The following is a 21305-nucleotide window of genomic DNA, read 5'->3' as shown; positions in this document are numbered from 1 at the left end:
TCTCCTGTGGCCTCTGCTTCAGGTCGAGGACACGCATATCGGACCGGTCTGACCGGTGATCGGATTCGTCTGCCGGGATCGCTCCCCTGGCCGCCGGAGTCCATCCGGCGGGCGATTCGGGCACCCATCCCCCTGAAGCAGGTGGATGCCAACAAACGCGACGATCTATTCTGTCACGGTTCCGTCCCCGGACTCAAACCGATCGAGGACCTCCCGGTCCCGGGCGTCGAGGTCACCGAGGCCCGTGAGCAGGTCCGGCCTGACCTCGGCGGTGCGTTCGAGACGTCGGTCACGTCGCCACCGGGCGATCGCGGCATGGTTGCCGCTGAGCAGGATCTCCGGGACGTCGTGGCCGCGCCAAGTGGCGGGCTTGGTGAAGATCGGGTATTCGAGGAGGCCGTCCTCGTGGCTCTCTTCGGTCAGGGACTCGGGGTTGCCGATGACGCCGGGGATGAGCCGGCTGACCGCTTCGATCATCACCATCGAGGCGACCTCGCCGCCGTTGAGGACGTAGTCGCCGATGCTCATCGGCCGCACCTCGAAGGACTGCCCCGCCCAGTCGAGGACGCGCTGGTCGATGCCCTCGTAGCGTCCGCACGCGAACGTGAGGTGCTCGGTGTGCGCGAGCTCCTCCGCGATCCGCTGATCGAAGACCTCACCTGCGGGACTCGGGACGATGAGGATCGGCTTCGTCGCCTCCCCCGTCCCCTCGCCGAGGATGTGCTCGAGCGCGAGTGCCCACGGCTCGGCCTTCATCACCATGCCTGCCCCGCCCCCGTAGGGCGAGTCGTCGACGGTGCGGTGGCGGTCGAACGTGAAGTCGCGGAGGTCGTGGACGGTGAGGTCGAGGAGTCCCTGCTCGATGGCCTTGCCGATGAGGGAGAGCTTGAGCCCCTCGAGATAGGCGGGGAAGATCGAGACGACGTCGATGCGCATGCCCGGGCTCACTCGGCGTCGAGGAGGCCGGCCGGCGGGGTGAGCGCGATGCGTCCGGCGTCGGTGTCGACCTCGGGGACGATCTCGGTAACGAACGGGATGAGGACCTCGTGGCCGTCGGTGTGCCTGAGGTGGAGGAGGTCCTGGGCGGTGCCGTTGGTGACGTCGACGATCTCGCCGACCTGCTCATCGCCGACGAACGCCTTGAGTCCGATGAGGTCGTCGAGCAGCCACGCCTCTTCGTCGTCGGCTTCGTCGTCCTGCTCGGCGAGGAGCAGCGTGTTGCGGATCTCCTCGGCGCGTGTCCGGTCGGGGACCTCGTCGAAGGCGAGCAGCAGGCGGTCGCGGTGCCAGCGGGCGGACGTGAGCGTGAGTTCGCCGATGTCCGGGTCGGTCGCATAGGTCATCCCGGGCACGAGCCGCTCGTCGGGCCGGTCGGTGCGGACCTCGACGGTGAATTCGCCTCTGATGCCGTGCGGTTTGCCCAGCCGGGCGACCACCAAGTCCATGCGTGCTCCTTGTCGTGTGCGAGTGCTCGTTCAGCACTCAGTGTAGTTCTCCGGCCGGGACCCTCTGCGGCTGCACCCGCTCGGTTCCGATCCGCATGGCATGGATCGATCCGTACCATGCGGACTCAGACCGAGCGGTTGCGTCGGCACCGACCCGAGCCCCGCCTCGGCGGTGAATGCACGAAGGGGACGTCCGGCACGCGGCCGACGTCCCCTTCGCGGTGGTTGGTCTACGCCTCGATGAGGTCCACCCGCACCGACTCACGGCCGGCGAGGGAGTTGATCACGGTGCGCAGGGCCTTCGCGGTGCGACCCGCGCGGCCGATGACACGTCCGAGGTCGTCGGGGTGAACCCGGACCTCGAGCGTCGTCCCACGCTGGGACGACCGGGACCGAACTGCGACGTCGTCGGGATGATCGACGATACCGCGGACCAGGTGTTCGAGCGAATCAGCCAACATGTCAGGCGTTGTCCTCAGCGGCTTCGGCCTGAGCGGCGTCCTCGGCCTCGACGGCCTTGGCGACGTCGTCGGCAGCGGTGTCCTCAGCCTCGACCTCAGCGGCGTCGGCCTTGCCGGAGCCCTTCTGGGTGATGGCTTCCTTGATCACCGAGTCGGCGTTGGGAGCGACGTAGGCTTCCTTCTCCGGCTGCGGCTTGACGGTGTTGACGGCTTCGCCCTCACCGGTGAACTTCTGCCAGTCGCCGGTCAGCTTGAGGAGGTTGCGGACCTGGTCGGTCGGCTGGGCGCCGACGGAGAGCCAGTACTGCGCGCGCTCCGAGTCGATCTTGATGACCGAGGGGTCGCTGAGCGGCTGGTAGATGCCGATCTCCTCGATCGCGCGACCGTCGCGACGGGTGCGCGAGTCGGCGACGACGACACGGTAGAAGGGTGCATGGACCTTGCCGATGCGGGTCAGACGAATCTTGACTGCCACTGTAGTGGTGTCTCCTTTTGTGTTCTGTTTGCACAGAGGCACCGCACAGTCGTGGGGTTGACGTGGCGGAGTCTGCGACCTGGACTATCGACTCGAGGCAGAAGAGAGGGCCCGCGCCGAGGCGAAAGTACAAGAGATCATTGTGCCAGAAAGGGCTACTTCTTTCCACCTGGGAACATGCCGCCGAATCCCTTCGGCAGCTTCGCGAGATCGAAGTCCTCATCCCCGCCGAGGTCGACGCCGCCGAACGCGGAACCGACCGGGTCCTTCGTCTTCCCCGCCTTCCGGTCCTGGGCGGCCTGGGCCTGCTCGGCGCGCTTGGCCGGGTTGCCCGACTGGCCGGCCTTGCGGCCCTTCTTCTTCCCCGCGGCCTTCTTCTTCCGGTTGGGGCCTCCCCCACCGGGCAGTCCGCCCATTCCGGGCATGCCGCCCATCCCGGGCATCCCCGGCATACCGCCGCCGCGGCCCATGCCGCGCATGAGCTTCTGCGCCTGCGTGAAGCGCTCCATGAGCTGGTTGACCGCGGTCACCGTGGTGCCGGCGCCCTTGGCGATGCGGGCGCGACGTGATCCGTTGAGGACCTTCGGGTTGCTGCGCTCGTACGGTGTCATCGATCTCACGATCGCCTCGACCCGGTCGACCTCGCGCTCGTCGAAGTTCTCGATCTGGTCCTTGTACTGGCTCATGCCCGGCATCATGCCGAGCATCTTCTTCATCGAGCCCATCTTCCGCAGACCGGCCATCTGGGTGAGGAAGTCGTTGAGGTCGAAGTCCTCGCCGGACTCGAACTTCTTCTGGAGCTTCGCGGTCTCCTTCTCGTCGAAGTTCTTCTCGGCCTGCTCGATGAGGGTGAGGATGTCGCCCATGTCGAGGATGCGGTCGGCCATCCGGTCGGGGTGGAACGGCTCGAAGTCGGTCATCGACTCACCGGTCGAGGCGAACATGATCGGCTTGCCGGTCACCTCGGCGACCGAGAGCGCGGCACCACCGCGGGAGTCGCCGTCGAGCTTCGAGAGCACGACACCGGTGAAGTCGACGCCCTGAAGGAACGCCTCGGCGGTCGTCACGGCGTCCTGACCGATCATCGCGTCGATGACGAAGAGGACCTCGTCGGGGTTGACCGCCGCGCGGATGTCCGCGGCCTGCTGCATGAGCTCCTCGTCGATGCCGAGGCGGCCTGCGGTGTCGACGATGACGACATCGTGGAGCTTCGACTTTGCGACGTCGATGGCGTCGGTGGCGACCTTGACCGGGTCGCCGACGCCGTTGCCCGGTTCGGGCGCGTAGACGACGGCACCGGCACGCTCACCGACGATCTGGAGCTGGCCCACCGCATTGGGCCGCTGGAGGTCGGCGGCGACGAGCATCGGGCGGTGGCCCTCGGACTTGAGCCAGTGAGCGAGCTTGCCCGCGAGCGTCGTCTTGCCGGCACCCTGGAGGCCGGCGAGCATGATCACCGTCGGCGGGCGCTTGGCGAAGGTCAGCCGCCGCGTCTGTCCGCCGAGGATGCCGACGAGTTCCTCATTGACGATCTTGACGACCTGCTGACCCGGGTTGAGGGCACCCGAGACCTCTTCCGACAGCGCCCGTTCGCGGATCCGCCCCGTGAACGCGCGGACGACGGGCAGCGCCACGTCGGCGTCGAGGAGCGCGCGGCGGATCTCGCGGATAGTGGCATCGACATCGGCTTCCGAGAGCCTGCCCTTGCCGCGGAGATTCTTGAACGTCGCGGTGAGCCTGTCGGAGAGGGAGTTGAACACGTGCAAGCCTTCTTCGTATGCAATGGTCGACTCTCTAGACTAACAACTCCGCCTGGGAGGCTCCGAATCCCGCGGCCCCCTTCCCCGACGCCAGAGCACCCCACCCGAGTCGTCTGCTGGGACCTCGGGTGGGGTGGTCTGTGAGCACTCCGGCGTACTCCCCCGTCGAGGCGGCCGGCGAGACCGACCGGCCCCCTGACGGGAGTCTCGGGTCAGCGGAAGGAGTAGGCCCGCTCCGCGTGTTCGATGGTGTCGATGCCGTCGAGTTCGTCGCGCGGATCGATCCGCAGTCCCATGGTCTTCCGCAGCACGAGCGAGATGACGAGGGTGACGGCTCCGGCGTAGACGAGGGCGACGAGGCAGGCGACGATCTGGGCGACGAGGAGTCCGAAGCCCCCGCCGTAGAAGAGTCCGGCCGCGGTCTCCTCGGTGGGGATCGCGAAGAACCCGATCATCACCGTGCCGATGATGCCGGCGACGAGGTGGACGGCGACGACGTCGAGCGCGTCGTCGTAGCGCAGGCGGTTCTTCGCGACGACCGCAAAGTAGGCTCCGGCGCCGGCGGCGACGCCGATGAGGATCGCGGCGTAGGGTTCGACGTCGGCGCAGGCCGGGGTGATCGCGACGAGACCGGCGATGAGGCCCGAGACGCTGCCGATGCTGCTCGGACGCGAGGCGCGCAGACGTTCGATGGTGATCCACGTGATCATGCCGGCGGCAGGAGCGACGAGGGTGTTGACCCAGATGAGCCCGGCCTGCTCGATCGTCGAGGCGGCGCCGCCGTTGAACCCGAACCAGCCGAACCACAGCAGTGCTGCGCCGAGGACGGTGATGGGGATGTTGTGCGGCTTGTGCGGCGTCGAGTAGCGGACCCGGCGGCCCATGACGACGACGAGGACGAGGGCGGAGATGCCGGCGTTGATGTGGACGACGGTGCCTCCGGCGAAGTCGATCGCGGCACCGAAGACGCTGCCGATCGCGCCGTCGGCGGTGAGTATCCCATCACCCCAGACCATGAAGGCGAGCGGGCAGTAGACGAAGGTGACCCAGAGGGCGGCGAAGACGAGCCAGGTGGAGAACTTCGCCCGGTCGGCCACGGCTCCGGCGATGAGGGCGATCGCGATCATTGCGAAGGTCGCACCGAAGCCGATCGAGATGAGCGTCTCAGGTTCACCCGCCACCGCGCCGGAGAGGCCGATCTGGCTGAGCGGGTTGCCGACGATGCCGCCGATCGACTCGCCCGAGCTCAGCCCGTACCCGTAGAGCACCCAGACCAGCGCCCCGACGGCCATCGCCGAGAAGACCATCATCATCATGTTGATGCTCGAGCTGATCCGAGTCATCCCTCCGTAGAAGAAGGCCACACCGGGGGTCATCAGCAGCACGAGCCCTGCGGCGACCATCATCCACACATTCACTGCATCGAGTTCCATGTCGTCGTCTCTCATTCGTCTCAGTCGGCTCCGGTTCGAACCGAACGAGACCAGTCTCGACTGGCGACGTCACAGGAATGATTCGCTTATGTTTCGAGTATGTGACACGGACCTCAGGAGAGGTGGAATCCCAGGTCAGATGTGGTGAATGCAGTCGCGAACTCGTTCTGAAAGCCGTCTCAGCGGCTGGACAGAGGCAGAGTCGCCGCCTCAGTCGAGGGTGCCCGCGGCCCTCAGTCGAGGAGGGCGTCGACGAAGCCCTCGGCCGTGAACGGGGCGAGGTCGTCGGCTCCCTCGCCGAGGCCGATGAGCTTGACCGGGACTCCGAGCTCCCGCTGGACTGCGATGACGATGCCGCCCTTCGCGGTGCCGTCGAGCTTCGTGAGCACGATGCCGGTGATGTCGACCGCCTCGGCGAAGACCTTCGCCTGCTGCATCCCGTTCTGACCGGTCGTCGCATCGAGGACGAGGAGGACCTCGTCGATGTCGTGGCCCTCCCCGAGGGGACGGGTGGCCACGCGCTTGACCTTGCGCAGCTCGTCCATGAGCCCGACCTTGTTCTGCAGACGCCCGGCGGTGTCGATGAGGACGACGTCGGCGTCCTCGGCCTTGCCCTGCTCGACGGCGGCGTAGGCGACCGAGGCGGGGTCGGCACCCTCCTCGCCGCGGACGGTCTCGACGCCGACACGCGAGCCCCACGTCGTCAGCTGCTCGGCGGCGGCCGCACGGAACGTGTCGGCGGCACCGAGGAGGACGGACTTGTCCTCGGCGACGAGGACGCGGGCGATCTTGCCCACGGTCGTCGTCTTCCCGGCGCCGTTGACGCCGACGACGAGCATGACGGCCGGGTCGCCGGCGGTGTGCGCAGTCGCGAGCTCGCGGTCCATCGTCGGGTCGACGAGCTTGACGAGCTCCTCGCGCAGCAGTCCCCTGACCTCCTCGGGGTCGCGGGTGCCGAGCACCTTGACCCGCTCGCGCAGGGTGTCGACGAGTTCGGCGGTCGGTTCGACGCCGACGTCGGCGAGGATGAGGGTGTCCTCGATCTCCTCCCACGTCGCCTCGTCGAGGGTGTCGCGGGAGAGGAGGTTGAGCAGACCACGGCCGAGGCCGGAGTTCGACTTCGCGAGCCTCTCGCGCAGCCGGACGAGGCGGCTCGCCGGTTCGGTGGGAACCTCGGAGCCGGCGGCTTTCTCCCTCTCCTTCGTGACGGTCTCGGAGATCTCATCGATCGAGAGCTCGCCGGTGAAGTCGGCGTCGATCGACCGGTCCTCGCCGAGCCCCTTGCGTCGGGCGTTGATGCGCAGGCTGATGCCCAGCGCCACGACGAGGATGAAGACGATGGCTGCGACGATGAGCAGGATGATCGGCTGGTCCATTGCGGGACGTCCTCCTTGGTCTGCTGTCTTGTGCACCGTAACGCGTTACGGTCTGGGCCCCGTGACTGTGCCACGGGCTGGACCGCGCGAGGGCAGGACAGTGCCCACGGCGGTGAGGTGTGGTCTCAGGTGCCGCGGGAGCTGAAGAGCAGACCGGCGGTGGTGCGCCAGCCGGTGCCCGATTCGGGGATCTTCCAGTGGCGGGTGCGCGGCCTGACCGTGAGCAGCGACGGGGCCGCATGGCGGCGCGGCTGGGGCCGGAGCACATAGGAGTGGTCGCGGATCGCGGTGACGGCCGCCTGCTCGCGCGTGGCGAGGTGGGAGGTGCCGTCGTCGTGACCGAAGAACTCGTGGACTTCGTCGTCGTAGCCGGTCCACTGGCCCGGCAGACGGAACCGCTGCACGTCAGAGGAGTACTTCAGGCGGCCTTCCGCCCGCAGCCCGGGGAGGGCGACGAGGAGGACGACGACGAGGGCGAGGGCGAAGGAGATGGCGAGGCCGACGATGACGACGAGAACTGCATTCATGCCGGGCAGTCACCCCGTGGTTCAGCCGACTCGGCCATGGACGTCCCGCTCCTCATGTTCTCCGACAGTGCTCCTTCGTCCGACAAGTCTATAGTCCCTGCACAGGGCATGAGCGATACGGGGTCGTGTGGCTGCTGGAGAATTCCCTGGGACTCCCCTGAGCATCTCCGGTTCGGAGCCTCCGACGAGGCATCAGTGACCTGCTGGCGCGGACTGCTCGGACTGGGAGGGGATCCGCTGGGAGATCACCTTCGAGACCCCGTCGCCGTGCATCGTCACCCCGTAGAGGGCGTCGGCGATCTCCATCGTCCGCTTCTGGTGGGTGATGACGATGAGCTGGCTCGAGTCCTGCAGCTCCCGGAACACCGTGAGCAGGCGGGAGAGGTTGAGGTCGTCGAGGGCGGCCTCGACCTCGTCCATGACGTAGAACGGACTCGGCCGGGCCTTGAAGATCGCGACGAGCATGGCCACGGCCACGAGCGAGCGCTCCCCGCCGGAGAGCAGCGACAGCCGCTTGACCTTCTTCCCCGCGGGCCGGGCGTGGACGTCGACGCCGGTGGTGAGCATGTCGTCGGGGTCGGTAAGGCTCAATCGTCCCTCACCGCCGGGGAAGAGACGGGAGAAGATGTCCTCGAATTCGCGCGCGGTGTCGGCGTAGGCCTCGGCGAAGACGCGTTCGACGTGACGGTCGACCTCCTCGACAAGCTGCATGAGGTCCTTGCGGGAGGATTCGATGTCGGCGATCTGCTTCTCGAGGAACTGGTGGCGCTCCTTGAGCGCTTCGTACTCCTCGAGCGCGAGCGGGTTGACTGTGCCGATCCGGTTGAGCTGCTTCGTCGCCTCCTTGTGCCGCTTCTCGACCTCGGCGCGGACGTAGGGCCGCTCCTCCTCGCCGTCTTCGAACCCGGGAACGGGGGTGTCGGGGCCGTAGGCCTCGATGAGGCGCTCGATCGAGAGCCCCGTCTCCTGTTCGGCGCGGTGCTCGATCTCCTCGAGCTTGAGCCTGTACCTCTCCTTCGCGAGTTCGGCTTCGGCGGCGGCGTCCTTGAGCCTGCCGAGTTCCTTCCGCGTCGTGCTCAGCTCCTCGCCGAGGCGGCCCTTCTCCTCCCGCAGGCCCGCGCGCTCGGTGACGAGGACCTCGATGGACTCCCCGAGCTCGGCCACCGTGGCGGTCGCCAGCGCCGCCGCCTCCTCGGCGACTTCGGCGATCGCCTGCGCCGAGGCGGCTGCGGTGGTCTTGCGGGCGATCGTCCGCTGGGCCTGTTCGCGGGCCGCCTCCTCGGCGGTGGCCTGGCGCAGCAGGGAGTCGACGCGGTCGCGGAGGAACCGCGCCCGGTCGGTCGCGGACTTGTGCGCGATGCGGGTCTCGATGACGTCCTCAGAGGTCTGGGAGACCTGCCGGCTGAGGTCGTCGCGGCGGGTGGTGTCGACGACCTCGTCGACGTCCTCGGCTCCGGCCAGTGCCGCCTCGGCGGCGTCGGCCTCCTGCCGGGAGGCGGCGAGTCGGCGGTGGAGTTCTGCGTCGTTGTCGGCGGCCCGGGCCAGCCGGGTCTCGTCGGCGCTGATCTCCCCAGCGATGCGGGAGACCTCCTCGGCGGCGGCCATGATCTGCGCGTCCGAGGAGTGGAGGGCCTCGAGCGCTGCGGCGGTGACGGGCTTCGCCTCGGCGAGTTCGGCTTCGGTGGCGGTGATCTCCGCGTCGAGTCCGGCCACGGTCGCCTCGAGGCCGGCGATCGTCTCCTCGGTCTCGGCGAGCGCCGTCTGGGAGGCGAGCCTCGTGCCCGAGGCGGTGCGGGTCCGGCTCACCCTGGTCGAGGTGATGACCTCGCCGTGGACGGTGACTGCGGTGAGCTGCGGGTGCGCGTCGACGACGGCGAGCGCGGCGGCCGCATCCGGAGTGCAGACGACGGAGGAGAGGGCGGACTTGACGAGCCCCTCGAGGTCGGGATCGTCGGCACCGACGACGTCGGCGAGGCGCGTCGCCTCCGGTGCGTGGTCTCCGCCCTTGCCGGATCCCCCCGCCGAGGCGGTCGCCTCAGCGAGCCCCGGCGCACCGTCGGGTTCGGGGCGGGGTCCGCTCGGGATCGTCAGGGAGACGTTCGTGTCCTCGCCGAGGTGGTCGAGCACCGTGAGCGCGGCCTGCGGGGAGTCGACGATGACGCCGCTGACCGTCGTCGACAGGGCGGCGGCCACGGCCATCTCATAGCCGGTGGTCACGGTCAGCCGCTCGGTCACGGCGGTCCGTACGCCGGGCAGTCCGGAGGAGACGATGTCGTCGAGGTCGGCCTCGAGCGCGGTGCCCAGGGCGAGCGCCTCCGCTCGGGCCCGGGCGGAGGCGAGCTCCGAGCTCGCGTCGGCGCGCCTGGCCTTCTGCTCGGCGAGTGCGTCTTCGAGCGCGGTCTGGGCGGCCTTCGCCGTCTCGTAGGTCTCATCGAGGGTGCTCTCGCCCTCTTCGACGTTCTCGACCGCGTCTTCGGCCACGGTGAGGGCCTCACGGCGGTCGGCGAGGCGGGCTTCGATCGTCGTGATCTCGGTGCGCCCGGCTTCGATCCGGGATTCGAGGTCGGTGATGCGGGCCTGTGCCTGCTCCTGGCGGGAGTGGAGGGTCGAGCGGTTCTTCACCGCCTCGGTGATGGCGATCTGCGCGGACTTCACCTCGGCCTCGGCCTCCCGCAGGGCCGCGGTGAGCTCCTCCTTGCGGGTGTTCGCGGCCTCGAGAGCGGTCGTCGATTCGGTGACGGCCTCCTCGGCGGCGCCGAGTTCGTCCCTGATGCCGTCGGCCTGGCTGCGCAGCTCGGCGGGTGAGCGTCCCTCCCGGCGGCCGAGGCTCGTGACCTCGGAGAGGAGGTGGGCGCGCTTGTCTCCGGCGCGGCTGGCCAGGCCGCTGGCGCGCACGGCCTGGGTCTGGGTGCGGGACTCCGCGGTTCGCATCGCTTCGAGGTCGCCCTCGACGGTGGTCAGGCGGGTCTCGATCTCGTTCAGCCGGGATTCCGTCTGCGTGCGGCGGGCTTCGAGGTCGGCGATCCGCTCGGTGTGGTCGCCACCCCCGTCGGAGGCGGCGAAGAGGGAGGCCTGGAGGCGCACGGCATCGTCGGCCAGCAGCCGGGCGGTGGAATCGCGAAGGGTGGCCTGGACGGTGGCGGCCCGGGCGGCGGCCTGGGCTTGGCGTCCGAGCGGTCCGAGCTGCCGGTTGAGTTCGGTGCGCAGATCGCCGAGGCGGTCGAGGTTCGTCTGCAGGCCGGTGAGCTTGCGGACGGCCTTGTCCTTGCGGCGGCGGTGCTTGAGGACGCCGGCGGCCTCCTCGATGAAGCTGCGGCGCTCGATGGGGTCGGCATGGAGGATCGCGTCGAGGCGGCCCTGGCCGACGATGACGTGCATCTCCTTGCCGAGGCCGGAGTCGTTGAGGAGCTCCTGGATGTCGAGGAGGCGGGCGGGTGCCCCGTTGACGGCGTATTCACTGCCACCGGTGCGGAAGAGGGTGCGGGAGATCGTCACCTCGGTGTAGTCGACGGGGATGGCTCCGTCGGAGTTGTCGATGGTCAGGGTCACCTCGGCGCGGCCGAGGGCCTGGCGCTTCGAGGTGCCGGCGAAGATGACGTCGTCCATCTTCCCGCCGCGCAGGTTCTTCGCGCCTTGTTCGCCCATCACCCAGGACAGCGCGTCGACGACGTTGGACTTGCCTGATCCGTTGGGTCCGACGACGCAGGTGATGCCCGGCTCGAACTTCAGGGTCGTGGCCGAGGCGAAGGATTTGAATCCGCGCAGGGTCAGGCTTTTGAGATGCATCGTGCCCTTAAGCATAGCGGGATTGCGGGCATCGCCCCGCTCACCCTGTTGCCCACGTCACACATTTTGGTAGTCTGCCTCTCACGTCGCCTATCCGGTGCCGCCTGCATAAGCTCCACCGCCGTCGAGACCAAGGAAGGATCGCCGCACAGAGGCGCAGTCGCGGCAACCGAACCCATGAGCGATTCCCCCGACGAGTCCACGACCACCTCAGCGACGAACGGCTTCGACAGGACCCGCGAACTCATCACCCATCTGCAGAACCCGCCGACGAAGAAGCGCTATCTGCGCCGGATCGGACTCGACAAGACCGTCTTCTTCACCGCCGGCTTCATCGCCGTCGCCTTCGTCGTCTGGGGGTTCATCTCTCCTGAGAGCCTCGGCGTCGTCGCCGGTGCCGCGCTGACCGGGGTGATGGACAACTTCGGGTGGCTCTTCGTCATCGCCGCCACCGTGTTCACGATCTTCGTCATCGTCGTCGCCGTCAGCCGCTTCGGCCGGATCCCGCTCGGCAAGGACGGCGAGACCCCGGAGTTCCGGACCTCCTCGTGGATCGCGATGATGTTCGCGACCGGCATGGGCATCGGTCTCGTCTTCTCCGGTGTGGGCGAGCCCCTCTTCTTCTACATGTCTCCCCCACCGGCGACCGTCGACGGTTCGACCGCCGAGGCGATGGGCACAGCCATGGGCACGACGCTCTTCCACTGGACGCTCTACCCGTGGGCGATGTACGCGATCGTCGGCCTCGGCGTCGCCTACGGGTCGTTCCGGCTCGGGCGCTCGCAGCTCTTCTCCTCGATGTTCACCTCGCTCTTCGGCGAGCGCGTCGTCAACGGCATCGGCGGGAAGTTCATCAACATCCTCGCGATCCTCGCCACCCTCTTCGGTTCAGCGTGCTCGCTCGGGCTCGGCGCGATCCAGATCGGCGGCGGCATCGAGACCGCGGGCATCCTCTCCGACGTCTCCTCCCCCATCCTCGTCGTCATCATCGCGATCCTCACCGCGGCGTTCGTCGCCTCGGCGGTCTCCGGGGTGGAGAAGGGCATCCAGTGGCTGTCGAACATCAACATGGTCCTCGCCGTCATCGTCGCCCTCATCGTCTTCATCGGCGGGCCGACCCTGTTCATCCTCAACGTCGTCCCCTCCGCCGTCGGGTCGTTCATCGAGGATCTGCCGCAGATGGCCTCACGGACGGCAGCGAACGGAGTCGGCGTCAACGAATGGCTCTCGTCGTGGACGGTCTTCTACTGGGCATGGTGGATCTCGTGGTCGCCCTTCGTCGGCCTCTTCATCGCCCGCATCTCCCGCGGTCGGACCGTGCGCCAGTTCGTCACCGGCGTCCTCATCGTCCCCTCGGTCGTCTCGACGATCTGGTTCGCGATCTTCGGCGGCGGCGCCATCGGCATCCAGGAGCGCGCGGAACGCGGTGAGGGCACGGTCAGGGCGCTCGCAAGCATCGTCGACGGTGAACCGGACATCAAGATGGACACGATCCTCTTCGACCTCCTCGGCGCGCTTCCCCTGCCCAATCTCATCGCGATCATCCTCATGATCGTCACCGTCATCCTCATCGCGATCTTCTTCGTCACCGGTGCCGACTCCGCGTCGATCGTCATGGGCACGCTCTCAGCCAACGGTGCCCTTGAACCGGGCAGGCGGCTCGTCATCTTCTGGGGTGTCGCGACGGGTGCGGTGGCCGCCGTCATGCTTCTCGCCGGGGGCAGTGACCCCGCCGAGGCGCTCAACGGGCTGAAGAACATCACGATCGTCTCCGCGCTGCCGTTCGTCATCGTCATGCTCCTCCTCTGCGTCGCGCTGTGGAAGGACCTCTGCCAGGATCCGCTGGTCATCCAACGGGAGCTCGCGACCCACCTGCTCGACCAGTCCGTGGCCACCGGCGTCAACGAGTACGACGGTCAGGCCTTCGGTCTGGCGACCTCGGAGCTCAGTCAGGTCCCGACCGACGGGGACGGGCCGGACGGCTCAGACGGTTCGGACCGTGTGGGGGCCGGCCGGGCCCGGACCGGGGTCGGGAAGGGCGGGGACGCTCCCCCGCCGATCGGGCACGAGCCCGATGATCCCGACGCCGAGGCGGACGGTCGTCGGACGTGAGACGACCCCGGCCGTGAGGTGAGCGCACGTCAGCTCACCGGTACCGCGGCGCCTTCTGGCACTGCGGGCAGAAGTGGGTGCCGCGTCCGCCGACGGTGAGCTTGACGATCTCGCCGCCGCAGCGCACGCACTCCTGGCCGCCGCGACCGTAGACGAGCAGCGCCCGATCGAAGTATCCCAACTTCCCACGATAGATACATTGAAAGACTGGGGGTCTCCAAAGGTGACGTATCCGCTGGTCAGAGGCTACTTCACTACGAAGTGACGTACGGACGACGTGCGTTGCCTACACACCAGAGTACGGCCTCAAGACTTCAACATGCCAACGGCGCGGTCGAATGTATAACCGGGCATCCGCGACCGTGCGCACAGGACTCCTCCGCCATCGAGGATGGGCACTGCGTCACCTATGACGCACTCCCGGTCACCCTTGCTTCTTCTTTTGGCGTCCTGTTCGAGCTAGTGGTCCGTGAAGACCTTGGCGATGGACGTCGTCCGCTCCCGCGTCAGAGGCGGCGCGGTCCGGACATTGGCCCACTCCCCTCGCTCCACTGAGTTCAAGGGAAAGGTCCGATCTGTGCGTGGGCTGCGCCATGCGGCCACCTGGTGCAGGAACGCGGTGCGTCATCCGGATTTGAGGGCGTAGGCGCATCCAATGCACGCCGCCATGCGGCCGCTCCAACCCTGGCGGGTGCGTGGTGCGGCGACATCCAAGGTGAACATCGAGTGAACCCTCATGTGCCAGCTTGACCTATTGATTCGACATCCTTCAATATAGAAACATGTCGAATCAAGATACTGAGTTGGTCATCGTCGGATCGGGCCCTGCCGGATACACTGCCGCGGTCTACGCGGCGCGAGCAGGCCTCGCCCCAGTGTTGATCGCCGGTTCGGTCACGGCCGGCGGCGCGCTGATGACGACGACCGAGGTGGAGAACTTCCCCGGCTTCGTGGACGGCGTCCAGGGACCGGAGCTGATGGAGGCGATGCGTGCGCAGGCCGAGCGCTTCGGTGCCGAGATCGTCTATGACGATGCGATCCGCCTCAGCCTCGACGACGGCGTGAAGATGGTCGAGACCGGGAATGGCGTGACGTATCGAGCCCGCGCGGTGATCCTGACGATGGGCTCGGCCTACCGGAAGCTCGGCCTCCCCGAGGAGGATCGTTTGTCCGGGCACGGCGTCTCCTGGTGCGCCACCTGCGACGGCTTCTTCTTCCGAGATCAGCAGATCGCTGTGGTCGGCGGCGGAGACTCCGCGATGGAGGAGGCCTTGTTCCTCGCCCGGTTCGCTTCGAAGGTGACCGTGGTCCACCGGCGTGACGAGTTCCGGGCGTCGAAGATCATGGCCCAGCGCGTCATGGAGCACCCGAAGGTCGAGGTGGCATGGAACAGCGAGGTCGCCGAGATCCTCGGCGACGAGCGAGTGACCGGGTTGCGGCTGCGCGACACCACCAGCGGGGCCGAGCGCGCTCTCGACGTCACCGGGGTATTCGTCGCGATCGGGCACGATCCGCGCTCCGAACTCGTGGCCGGTCAGGTCGGCATCGATTCCGACGGCTATGTACAGGTGGCCCACCCGTCGACGCGGACTAGCCTGCCGGGCGTCTTCGCGGCCGGCGATCTGGTGGATCACACGTACCGGCAGGCGATCACCGCCGCCGGCACCGGCTGCGCCGCCGCGCAGGACGCCCAGCACTACCTGTCGAATCTTGCTCCTGCTACCCACGCGGAGCCCGTCCTGGAGGTCTCCGCATGAGCACCATTGCCCACGTCACCGACTCCACTTTCCAAGCCGAGGTGACTGAGTCGGAACTACCTGTCATCGTCGACATCTGGGCCACCTGGTGCGGGCCGTGCAAGGCGATCGCTCCGATCCTGGACCAGCTCGCCGAGGAGTACGACGGTCGTGCCCGGATCGTCAAGGTGGACGCCGATCAGAACCCGGAGACCGTGACAGCAGCCGGGGTGACATCCATCCCGACCCTCGCCTTCTACAAGGGCGGAGAACGGGTCGATGTGCTGATCGGCGCGCATCCGAAGCCTGCCATCGCCGCGAAGCTCGAGGAGCTGCTCGCATGACCGCCGCATCCACTGCTACTGCCCGCATCGCGCCGAAACGGCTCTCCACGCTCGACAAGTGGCTGCCGCTGTGGATCGGCCTCGCCATGGTCGCGGGACTCCTTCTAGGCCGATTCCTCCCTGCACTGTCAGACCTGCTGAGCCATCTGGAGGTCGGCGGGATCTCGGTCCCGATCGGGCTCGGGCTGCTGGTGATGATGTACCCGGTGCTCGCGAAGGTCCGCTACGACAAGGTCGCCGCCGTCACCGGCGACAAGAAGCTGCTGGCCTCCTCGCTTGTGCTGAACTGGCTGGTCGGCCCCGCCGTGATGTTCGCCCTCGCGTGGATCTTCCTGCCAGACCTGCCCGAGTACCGCACCGGCCTCATCATCGTGGGCCTCGCGCGCTGCATCGCCATGGTCGTGATCTGGAACGACCTCGCCTGCGGCGACCGCGAGGCGACCGCGGTGCTCGTGGCGATCAACTCGGTGTTCCAGGTCGTGATGTTCTCCGTGCTCGGCTGGTTCTACCTGACGGTGCTGCCCGGCTGGCTGGGCCTGGATGCTCAGGGGCTGGAGGTCGCGGTCTGGCAGATCGCGCTGAACGTGCTGGTGTTCCTCGGCGTGCCGCTCGTCGCGGGCTTCGCCTCGCGATGGATCGGCGAGAAGCGGCGCGGACGGGATTGGTACGAGGAGAAGTTCATCCCGAAGGTCGGTCCCTGGGCCCTCTACGGCCTGCTTTTCACCATCGTGCTGCTGTTCGCCCTGCAGGGAGACGCGGTGCTGGGCAAGCCGCTGGACGTCGCACGGATCGCGCTGCCGCTGCTGGTGTACTTCGGCCTGATGTGGTTCGTCGGGCTCCTGCTCGGCAAGGGCATCGGCCTCGGCTACGCGCGGTCGACGACCCTGGCCTTCACCGCGGCGGGCAACAACTTCGAGCTCGCGATCGCCGTCGCGATCGGCACCTTCGGGGCGGCGTCCGGCCAGGCGCTGGCAGGCGTCGTCGGGCCCCTCATCGAGGTCCCTGTCCTGGTGGGGCTCGTCTACGTCTCGCTCTGGGCCGCCCGCGCATGGTTCCGCACAGACCCGTACGCCGCTGAAACCATCACTGAATCGAGGACATGATGAGCGAGGACATCCTGCTGCCCGAGCCGTGCGCGCCGACAGCGTCGCACGCGATCAGCACTGAGGTCGCGGCCACGGTCGCGAGCGCGTTGAAGGCGCTGGGCGACCCCTTCCGGCTGCGGATGCTCTCGGCGATCGCGGCAGACCCGCGCGGAGAGTCCTGCGTGTGCGACCTCGCCGAGCTCGCCGAGGTCTCCCAGCCCACGGTCTCCCACCACCTGAAGGTCCTCAAGAACGTGGGCCTGTTGGACGCCGAACGCCGCGGCACCTGGGTCTGGTACCGCATCAACCCGGCACGCCGTTCGGCGGTGACCGCACTGCTGGACGCCTTCGCGCCGGCGGCCATCGCCGAGGCAGCGCCCGAGGCACTGCCTGACGAGGACCCTGCGGACACGGACGCGCAGATCGCCCATCTCGCCGCGGACCTCGCGGCCGCGACCCCGGCCCTGCCGCCCGAGACCGTGACTGGCATCGTGCGGGAGTCCTACGCCGCACTGGCCCGCAGCGCGAAGATCACCCGCTACATCGTGCCGCTGACCGAACGGTTCGCGAGGCAGCGCCTGGCCGACCTCACCCGAGACCGCGAGAGCGCCGCACCCCAGGTGCTGTTCGTCTGCGTCGCGAACGCCGGCCGCTCCCAGCTCGCCGCCGCCCTGGTCAGCCGGCTCTCCGGCGGACGGGTGATCGCCCGCTCGGCCGGATCTACCCCGGCCGCGGACGTGCACCCGCACGTCAGGTCCCTGCTCGCGGAGATAGAGGGAGACGACGCATCTCAGCGCTTCCCGAAGCCGCTCACCGACGACGCCGTGCGCGCCGCCGACGTGGTCGTGACCATGGGATGCGGCGATGTGTGCCCGGTCATCCCCGGAGTCCGCTACGAGGACTGGGCCGTGGGAGACCCGGCCCTCGCCTCGCCCGAGGGCATCGCGGCCATCCGCGACGACATCGAATCCCGTGTCCGCAAGCTGCTCGACACGCTCCTCACCGACTGAAACCGAAGGAACCTCATGACCGACCAGAAGCCCTCCGTCCTGTTCGTCTGCGTCCACAACGCCGGACGCTCCCAGATGGCCGCCGGCTACCTCCGCGACCTAGCCGGCCACCGCATCGAGGTCCGCTCCGCAGGATCGATGCCCGCCGACCAGATCAACCCGATCGCGGTCGAGGCCATGCGCGAAGAGGGCATCGACATCACCGCCGAGCAGCCCAAGGTCCTCACGACCGAGGCCGTGCAGGACTCCGACTTCGTGATCACCATGGGCTGCGGCGACGCCTGCCCGTTCTTCCCCGGCAAGCGCTACGAGGACTGGAAGCTCGAGGACCCGGCAGGGCAGGGCATCGAGGCGGTCCGGCCCATCCGCGACGAGATCCGCTCGCGCATCGAAGCGCTCATCGAGGAACTGCTCCCCCCGGCCGCCCCGCAGCAGCAGGACGAGCGCCAGCCTTCGGTGCTGTTCGTCTGCAAGAAGAACGGCGGGAAGTCCCAGATGGCCGCCGCGCTCATGCGCAAGCTCGCCGGCGACGCCGTCCAAGTCCACTCCGCGGGCACGGCCCCGGGGTCCGAGCTCAACGCCATGTCCGCCGCGTCCGTCTCCGAGGTCGGGGCGAGCATGGACGGCGAGCACCCGAAGCCGATCGACCCGGGCCTCCTGCTTTCCGTGGACCGCGTCGTCGTCGTCGGCGAGGAAGCCGTGGTCGAGCCCGTGCCGGGAATGGCCGGGGTCCTCGAGACCTGGGTGATCGACGAGCCGTCGACGCGGGGCATCGAGGGCGAGGATCGGATGCGCCTGATCCGTGATGAGATCTTCGGGAAGGTCCGCGAGCTCGCCACGGAGCTCGCATCTGAAGACTGAGCGAACCTCTGCAAGAACGAAAGGCGTTCGCTCGCGCTGCTGGGGATCGAACTTTCTCGCACCGGAGCAGAAGCCCCCGCCGTCTCGTGACACTTCAGCTGTTCGTTGAATCATCGAGACAGGCGACTCCGAGTCCTTGACTCACTATCTGTAGTCGATATCGATGCACGTTGCTGACATGGAGTCCAACGACGACGCTTCGACGGAGTTCGAGCACCACGACCTATTGTCCGGGCTCGTGCGCATGCACGTCCTGCACCACGCAGCGCAGGAGGAGATCTACGGGGCGTGGATGATCGAGGAGCTCGCAGGCCATGGCTACCGGCTTTCGCCCGGGACGCTATACCCGATGCTGCGCCGGATGGTCGCCGACGGATATCTGACCATGCGCTCCGAGCGCGACGGACGCACGGTGCGCAAGTACTACTCCGTCACCGACAAGGGACGCGAAGGGCTCGCCCAAGCGCGGGAGCGCGTCCAGATCTTCACCCGAGAGGAACCCGAACATGACTGATGCCGTGTCCGCACCGACGAGAGCCGTGGGAGGCTCCGCCTGGGAGGTGTTCCGCGTCTTCCTCAGGCTCGGCGTCACCTCCTTCGGCGGACCGATCGCGCACCTGGGCTACTTCCGCACCGAGGCCGTCGAGCGCCGGAAGTGGCTGGACGACAGGGAGTACGCCGACCTCGTCGCGCTCTGCCAGTTCCTGCCGGGCCCCGCGTCGAGCCAGGTCGGGTTCGCGATCGGCATGCACCGCGCCGGGGCCCTCGGCGCGCTGGCGGCGTTCCTCGCCTTTACGTTGCCATCGGCGGCGCTGATGGTCGCGTTCGCCTACGGGGCGTCGCTGTTCACCGGCCCCGTCGCCGAGGGACTGCTCATCGGGCTGAAGATAGTCGCGGTCGCCATCGTCGCCCAGGCGGTCCTGGGGATGGCGAAGAGCCTGGCTCCCGACAGGCAGCGCGCGTCGATCGCAGCCGTCGCCGCGGCCGCGGCCCTGCTGCTGGCCGGATCGTCAGGGCAGGTCATCGCGATCGCGCTCGGCGCGGTCGCCGGGTACTTCTTCTGCCGTGCTGCGAGCATGGCGACCGGCGGGGCGCTGCACTTCCCCGTCCGGCGCGGCGTCGGCGCAGCGAGCCTGGTCCTGTTCGGGATCCTGCTGCTCGGCCTGCCAGTGGCAGTGATCGCGACGGGCTCAGGAGGTCTAGCGCTCTTCGACGCCTTTTACCGCGCGGGCTCCCTGGTCTTCGGCGGCGGGCATGTCGTCCTGCCGCTGCTCCAGTCCGGAGTCGTCGAGACCGGGTGGGTGGGCGACCAGCAGTTCCTGGCCGGCTACGGTGCTGCGCAGGCGGTGCCCGGGCCGCTGTTCACCTTCGCCGCGTTCCTGGGCACGGCATCGACCACTGGGCCCGGCGGAGTCCTCGGAGCGGCGATCGCCCTTGTCGCCGTCTTCCTGCCCGGATTCCTGCTCCTGGTCGGCGTGCTGCCGTTCTGGAACTCGCTGCGCCAGCGCCCCTGGGCCCAGGCCGTGATGCGCGGAGCCAACGCCGCGGTCGTCGGTATCCTCGCCGCAGCCCTGTACTCCCCGGTGTTCTCCACCGCGATCACCGGCCCCGGCCCGTTCGCTCTCGCGCTGGTCTGCTTCGTGCTCCTGATCGCGTGGAAGCTGCCGCCGTGGGTCGTCGTGATCGTCGGCGCTGCTGGAGGAGTGCTGCTCTCGCTCGTGCCCTGAACGGACAGCTTGTGTCGTCCGCGGGAGCCCTGAGCACTTTCTCCACATCTGTCTGCTCAACGTCCGTGACCTGGCCTCCTCAGGCAAACTCCTCATCACGCTAGGGTCGTTGTCGATTTTCGCTGGCAGATCGGACACGAGTGGCTCGAGCGGTTCATGAATTGTTCCCGCACGATCGGCGTCCCGCAGCGCGTGCAAGGCTGGCCGGTACGACCGTAGGCATTCAGGCTGCGGGCAAAATAACCGCTGCTGCCGGCCACGTCGACATAGAGGGAATCGAACGAGGTTCCGCCTTGGTTTAGCGCGGCGGCCATGACGTCGCGCGCAGCATCGATCAGCGTTGAGATCCTTGGCTTGCTCAAGGACGATGCCGCCGTCTCCCCGTGCACCTTGGCAGCCCAGAGTGCTTCGTCGGCGTAGATGTTCCCGATGCCGGACACTACCGTCTGGTCCAGCAGCACGCGCTTGATGCCGGTTTTTTTGGCCTTGATCAACGCAACTGCTGCCGGCTGGTCGAACAGCGGATCGAACGGATCCCGCGCGATGTGGGCGATCGGCGAGGGTAGCACCGCTCCGCCTTCGTCGTACATCAGATGCCCGAACGTGCGCTGGTCATCGAACCGCAGATCGTGGCCGCCGTCGGTGAAGGTGATCCGCGCCCGCTCGTGCGCAGCGACGGCAGCATCAGGCGACGTGATGAGCATCTGCCCGCTCATCCCCAGGTGAGCCAGTAGTGCGTCCTCGCCGTCCAGGATCAGCCACAGGTACTTACCGCGGCGGGCAGTCCCCGTGATCGTCGCCCCGACCATCCGTGCGGCCAAATCCTCCGTACCGCGCACATGACGGCGGGCCGCACGCGGATGCAGAATAGTGGCCGAGGCGATCGTCCGGCCACGGACATGATCGTCGAGTCCACGGCGCACGACCTCGACCTCAGGAAGTTCAGGCACGGGTAGCACCTCGCAGTGTCCGGGACCCAGGGCTACGGCGGTGCGCTACTGAACAGGTCGGGCTATCGAGGCGCTTGGACAGAGCCTGTCGTGCCAAGTCAGACCGGGGTATGATTCGTTGACGCCGGCCCGCTGACCGGCACTGCCAATCGCGACATTGGAGTGAACGGCCTCCTTCGACCCGCTTTAATGCAATGTTTAAGTAGCCCTACTTCCC

19 protein-coding genes and 1 pseudogene are annotated in these 21305 nt (G+C 68.0%); 9 read left to right on the top strand and 11 right to left on the bottom strand.

Annotation, left to right across the window (positions count from 1 at the left end; all coding sequences use genetic code 11):
- Window positions 1–165: 165 nt before the first annotated feature.
- The 9 genes from trmD to smc all read right to left on the bottom strand — a co-directional run bounded on the left by trmD (window position 166) and on the right by smc (window position 11263).
- Window positions 166–936: a tRNA (guanosine(37)-N1)-methyltransferase TrmD gene (trmD, locus tag EZE58_RS00495; protein ID WP_009378340.1), complete on the bottom strand. Its 771-nt coding sequence runs from the start codon at window positions 934–936 to the stop codon at window positions 166–168.
- Between the two features lie 8 nt (window positions 937–944).
- The gene (rimM, locus tag EZE58_RS00490) at window positions 945–1445 is read right to left on the bottom strand and encodes a ribosome maturation factor RimM (RefSeq protein WP_009378339.1); all 501 of its coding nucleotides are present in this window, start codon (window positions 1443–1445) and stop codon (window positions 945–947) included.
- Between the two features lie 230 nt (window positions 1446–1675).
- On the bottom strand, window positions 1676–1906 hold the full coding sequence (locus EZE58_RS00485; RefSeq protein WP_009378338.1) for an RNA-binding protein: 231 nt from the start codon (window positions 1904–1906) through the stop codon (window positions 1676–1678).
- A gap of 1 nt (window position 1907) precedes the next feature.
- Window positions 1908–2381: a 30S ribosomal protein S16 gene (rpsP, locus tag EZE58_RS00480; protein ID WP_009378337.1), complete on the bottom strand. Its 474-nt coding sequence runs from the start codon at window positions 2379–2381 to the stop codon at window positions 1908–1910.
- 155 nt (window positions 2382–2536) lie between these two features.
- Entirely contained in the window at window positions 2537–4141 is a 1605-nt protein-coding gene (ffh, locus tag EZE58_RS00475) for a signal recognition particle protein (protein WP_009378336.1), read from the bottom strand.
- Window positions 4142–4353: 212 nt separating this feature from the next.
- On the bottom strand, window positions 4354–5574 hold the full coding sequence (locus EZE58_RS00470) for an ammonium transporter (protein WP_009378335.1): 1221 nt from the start codon (window positions 5572–5574) through the stop codon (window positions 4354–4356).
- A 233-nt stretch (window positions 5575–5807) separates the two neighbouring features.
- Entirely contained in the window at window positions 5808–6950 is a 1143-nt protein-coding gene (gene ftsY / locus EZE58_RS00465) for a signal recognition particle-docking protein FtsY (RefSeq protein ID WP_009378332.1), read from the bottom strand.
- Between the two features lie 125 nt (window positions 6951–7075).
- Window positions 7076–7477, bottom strand: coding sequence for a hypothetical protein (locus EZE58_RS00460; RefSeq protein WP_009378330.1), 402 nt, complete (start codon window positions 7475–7477; stop codon window positions 7076–7078).
- A 192-nt stretch (window positions 7478–7669) separates the two neighbouring features.
- Entirely contained in the window at window positions 7670–11263 is a 3594-nt protein-coding gene (gene smc / locus EZE58_RS00455; protein ID WP_167559568.1) for a chromosome segregation protein SMC, read from the bottom strand.
- Window positions 11264–11440: 177 nt separating this feature from the next.
- Here smc and EZE58_RS00450 point away from each other — a divergent pair, with 177 nt between their 5' ends.
- Window positions 11441–13375 (top strand): BCCT family transporter, encoded by a 1935-nt coding sequence (locus tag EZE58_RS00450; RefSeq protein ID WP_009378326.1) that lies wholly within the window; start codon window positions 11441–11443, stop codon window positions 13373–13375.
- A 34-nt stretch (window positions 13376–13409) separates the two neighbouring features.
- On the opposite strand, the gene EZE58_RS00445 is transcribed toward EZE58_RS00450, so the two are convergent.
- The gene (locus tag EZE58_RS00445; RefSeq protein ID WP_009378324.1) at window positions 13410–13556 is read right to left on the bottom strand and encodes a zinc finger domain-containing protein; all 147 of its coding nucleotides are present in this window, start codon (window positions 13554–13556) and stop codon (window positions 13410–13412) included.
- A 601-nt stretch (window positions 13557–14157) separates the two neighbouring features.
- On the opposite strand from EZE58_RS00445, the gene trxB reads away from it, so the two are divergent.
- The 8 genes and pseudogenes from trxB to chrA all read left to right on the top strand — a co-directional run bounded on the left by trxB (window position 14158) and on the right by chrA (window position 20138).
- Window positions 14158–15132 (top strand): thioredoxin-disulfide reductase, encoded by a 975-nt coding sequence (trxB, locus tag EZE58_RS00440; RefSeq protein WP_040341762.1) that lies wholly within the window; start codon window positions 14158–14160, stop codon window positions 15130–15132.
- A complete protein-coding gene (trxA, locus tag EZE58_RS00435) occupies window positions 15129–15455 on the top strand; it encodes a thioredoxin (RefSeq protein WP_063249033.1) in 327 nt (108 codons plus the stop codon). The genes trxB and trxA overlap by 4 nt, the downstream gene beginning before the upstream one ends.
- Complete coding sequence (gene arsB / locus EZE58_RS00430) at window positions 15452–16558, top strand: ACR3 family arsenite efflux transporter (RefSeq protein WP_063249034.1); 1107 nt, start codon at window positions 15452–15454, stop codon at window positions 16556–16558. The genes trxA and arsB overlap by 4 nt, the downstream gene beginning before the upstream one ends.
- The gene (locus EZE58_RS00425) at window positions 16558–17550 is read left to right on the top strand and encodes a metalloregulator ArsR/SmtB family transcription factor (protein WP_009378314.1); all 993 of its coding nucleotides are present in this window, start codon (window positions 16558–16560) and stop codon (window positions 17548–17550) included. Before arsB ends, EZE58_RS00425 begins: the two co-directional genes overlap by 1 nt.
- 15 nt (window positions 17551–17565) lie before the next feature.
- Window positions 17566–17964 (top strand): annotated as a pseudogene (locus tag EZE58_RS17295) (arsenate reductase ArsC); the annotation flags it as partial.
- Between the two features lie 42 nt (window positions 17965–18006).
- The gene (locus tag EZE58_RS17290; RefSeq protein WP_223289987.1) at window positions 18007–18411 is read left to right on the top strand and encodes a low molecular weight phosphatase family protein; all 405 of its coding nucleotides are present in this window, start codon (window positions 18007–18009) and stop codon (window positions 18409–18411) included.
- A gap of 163 nt (window positions 18412–18574) precedes the next feature.
- Window positions 18575–18925 carry a PadR family transcriptional regulator gene (locus EZE58_RS00415; RefSeq protein WP_009378310.1) on the top strand — a complete coding sequence of 117 codons (351 nt, stop codon included), beginning with the start codon at window positions 18575–18577 and terminating at the stop codon, window positions 18923–18925.
- A complete protein-coding gene (chrA, locus tag EZE58_RS00410; RefSeq protein WP_009378308.1) occupies window positions 18918–20138 on the top strand; it encodes a chromate efflux transporter in 1221 nt (406 codons plus the stop codon). Before EZE58_RS00415 ends, chrA begins: the two co-directional genes overlap by 8 nt.
- Before the next feature lie 95 nt (window positions 20139–20233).
- Here the strand turns inward: chrA and mutM are convergent, their stop codons facing one another.
- Window positions 20234–21088 carry a bifunctional DNA-formamidopyrimidine glycosylase/DNA-(apurinic or apyrimidinic site) lyase gene (gene mutM / locus EZE58_RS00405; RefSeq protein ID WP_040341758.1) on the bottom strand — a complete coding sequence of 285 codons (855 nt, stop codon included), beginning with the start codon at window positions 21086–21088 and terminating at the stop codon, window positions 20234–20236.
- Window positions 21089–21305: the final 217 nt, after the last annotated feature.

Source organism: Brevibacterium sp. LS14 (genome assembly GCF_012027885.1).
GTDB classification, from domain to species: Bacteria; Actinomycetota; Actinomycetes; order Actinomycetales; family Brevibacteriaceae; genus Brevibacterium; species Brevibacterium casei.
The sequence above is the reverse complement of the archived record's forward strand: the minus strand, read 5'-3'. Positions and strand labels throughout refer to the sequence as shown.

Coding starts and splice junctions, on each gene's coding strand:
- EZE58_RS00425 (WP_009378314.1), top strand. CDS start 16,558: ATGAGCGAGGACATCCTGCTGCCCGAGCCGTGCGCGCCGACAGCGTCG.
- EZE58_RS00450 (WP_009378326.1), top strand. CDS start 11,441: ATGAGCGATTCCCCCGACGAGTCCACGACCACCTCAGCGACGAACGGC.
- ftsY (WP_009378332.1), bottom strand. CDS start 6,950: ATGGACCAGCCGATCATCCTGCTCATCGTCGCAGCCATCGTCTTCATC.
- EZE58_RS00485 (WP_009378338.1), bottom strand. CDS start 1,906: ATGTTGGCTGATTCGCTCGAACACCTGGTCCGCGGTATCGTCGATCAT.
- chrA (WP_009378308.1), top strand. CDS start 18,918: ATGACTGATGCCGTGTCCGCACCGACGAGAGCCGTGGGAGGCTCCGCC.
- trmD (WP_009378340.1), bottom strand. CDS start 936: ATGCGCATCGACGTCGTCTCGATCTTCCCCGCCTATCTCGAGGGGCTC.
- EZE58_RS00415 (WP_009378310.1), top strand. CDS start 18,575: ATGCACGTTGCTGACATGGAGTCCAACGACGACGCTTCGACGGAGTTC.
- EZE58_RS00460 (WP_009378330.1), bottom strand. CDS start 7,477: ATGAATGCAGTTCTCGTCGTCATCGTCGGCCTCGCCATCTCCTTCGCC.
- trxA (WP_063249033.1), top strand. CDS start 15,129: ATGAGCACCATTGCCCACGTCACCGACTCCACTTTCCAAGCCGAGGTG.
- smc (WP_167559568.1), bottom strand. CDS start 11,263: ATGCATCTCAAAAGCCTGACCCTGCGCGGATTCAAATCCTTCGCCTCG.
- trxB (WP_040341762.1), top strand. CDS start 14,158: ATGTCGAATCAAGATACTGAGTTGGTCATCGTCGGATCGGGCCCTGCC.
- EZE58_RS00470 (WP_009378335.1), bottom strand. CDS start 5,574: ATGGAACTCGATGCAGTGAATGTGTGGATGATGGTCGCCGCAGGGCTC.
- rimM (WP_009378339.1), bottom strand. CDS start 1,445: ATGGACTTGGTGGTCGCCCGGCTGGGCAAACCGCACGGCATCAGAGGC.
- arsB (WP_063249034.1), top strand. CDS start 15,452: ATGACCGCCGCATCCACTGCTACTGCCCGCATCGCGCCGAAACGGCTC.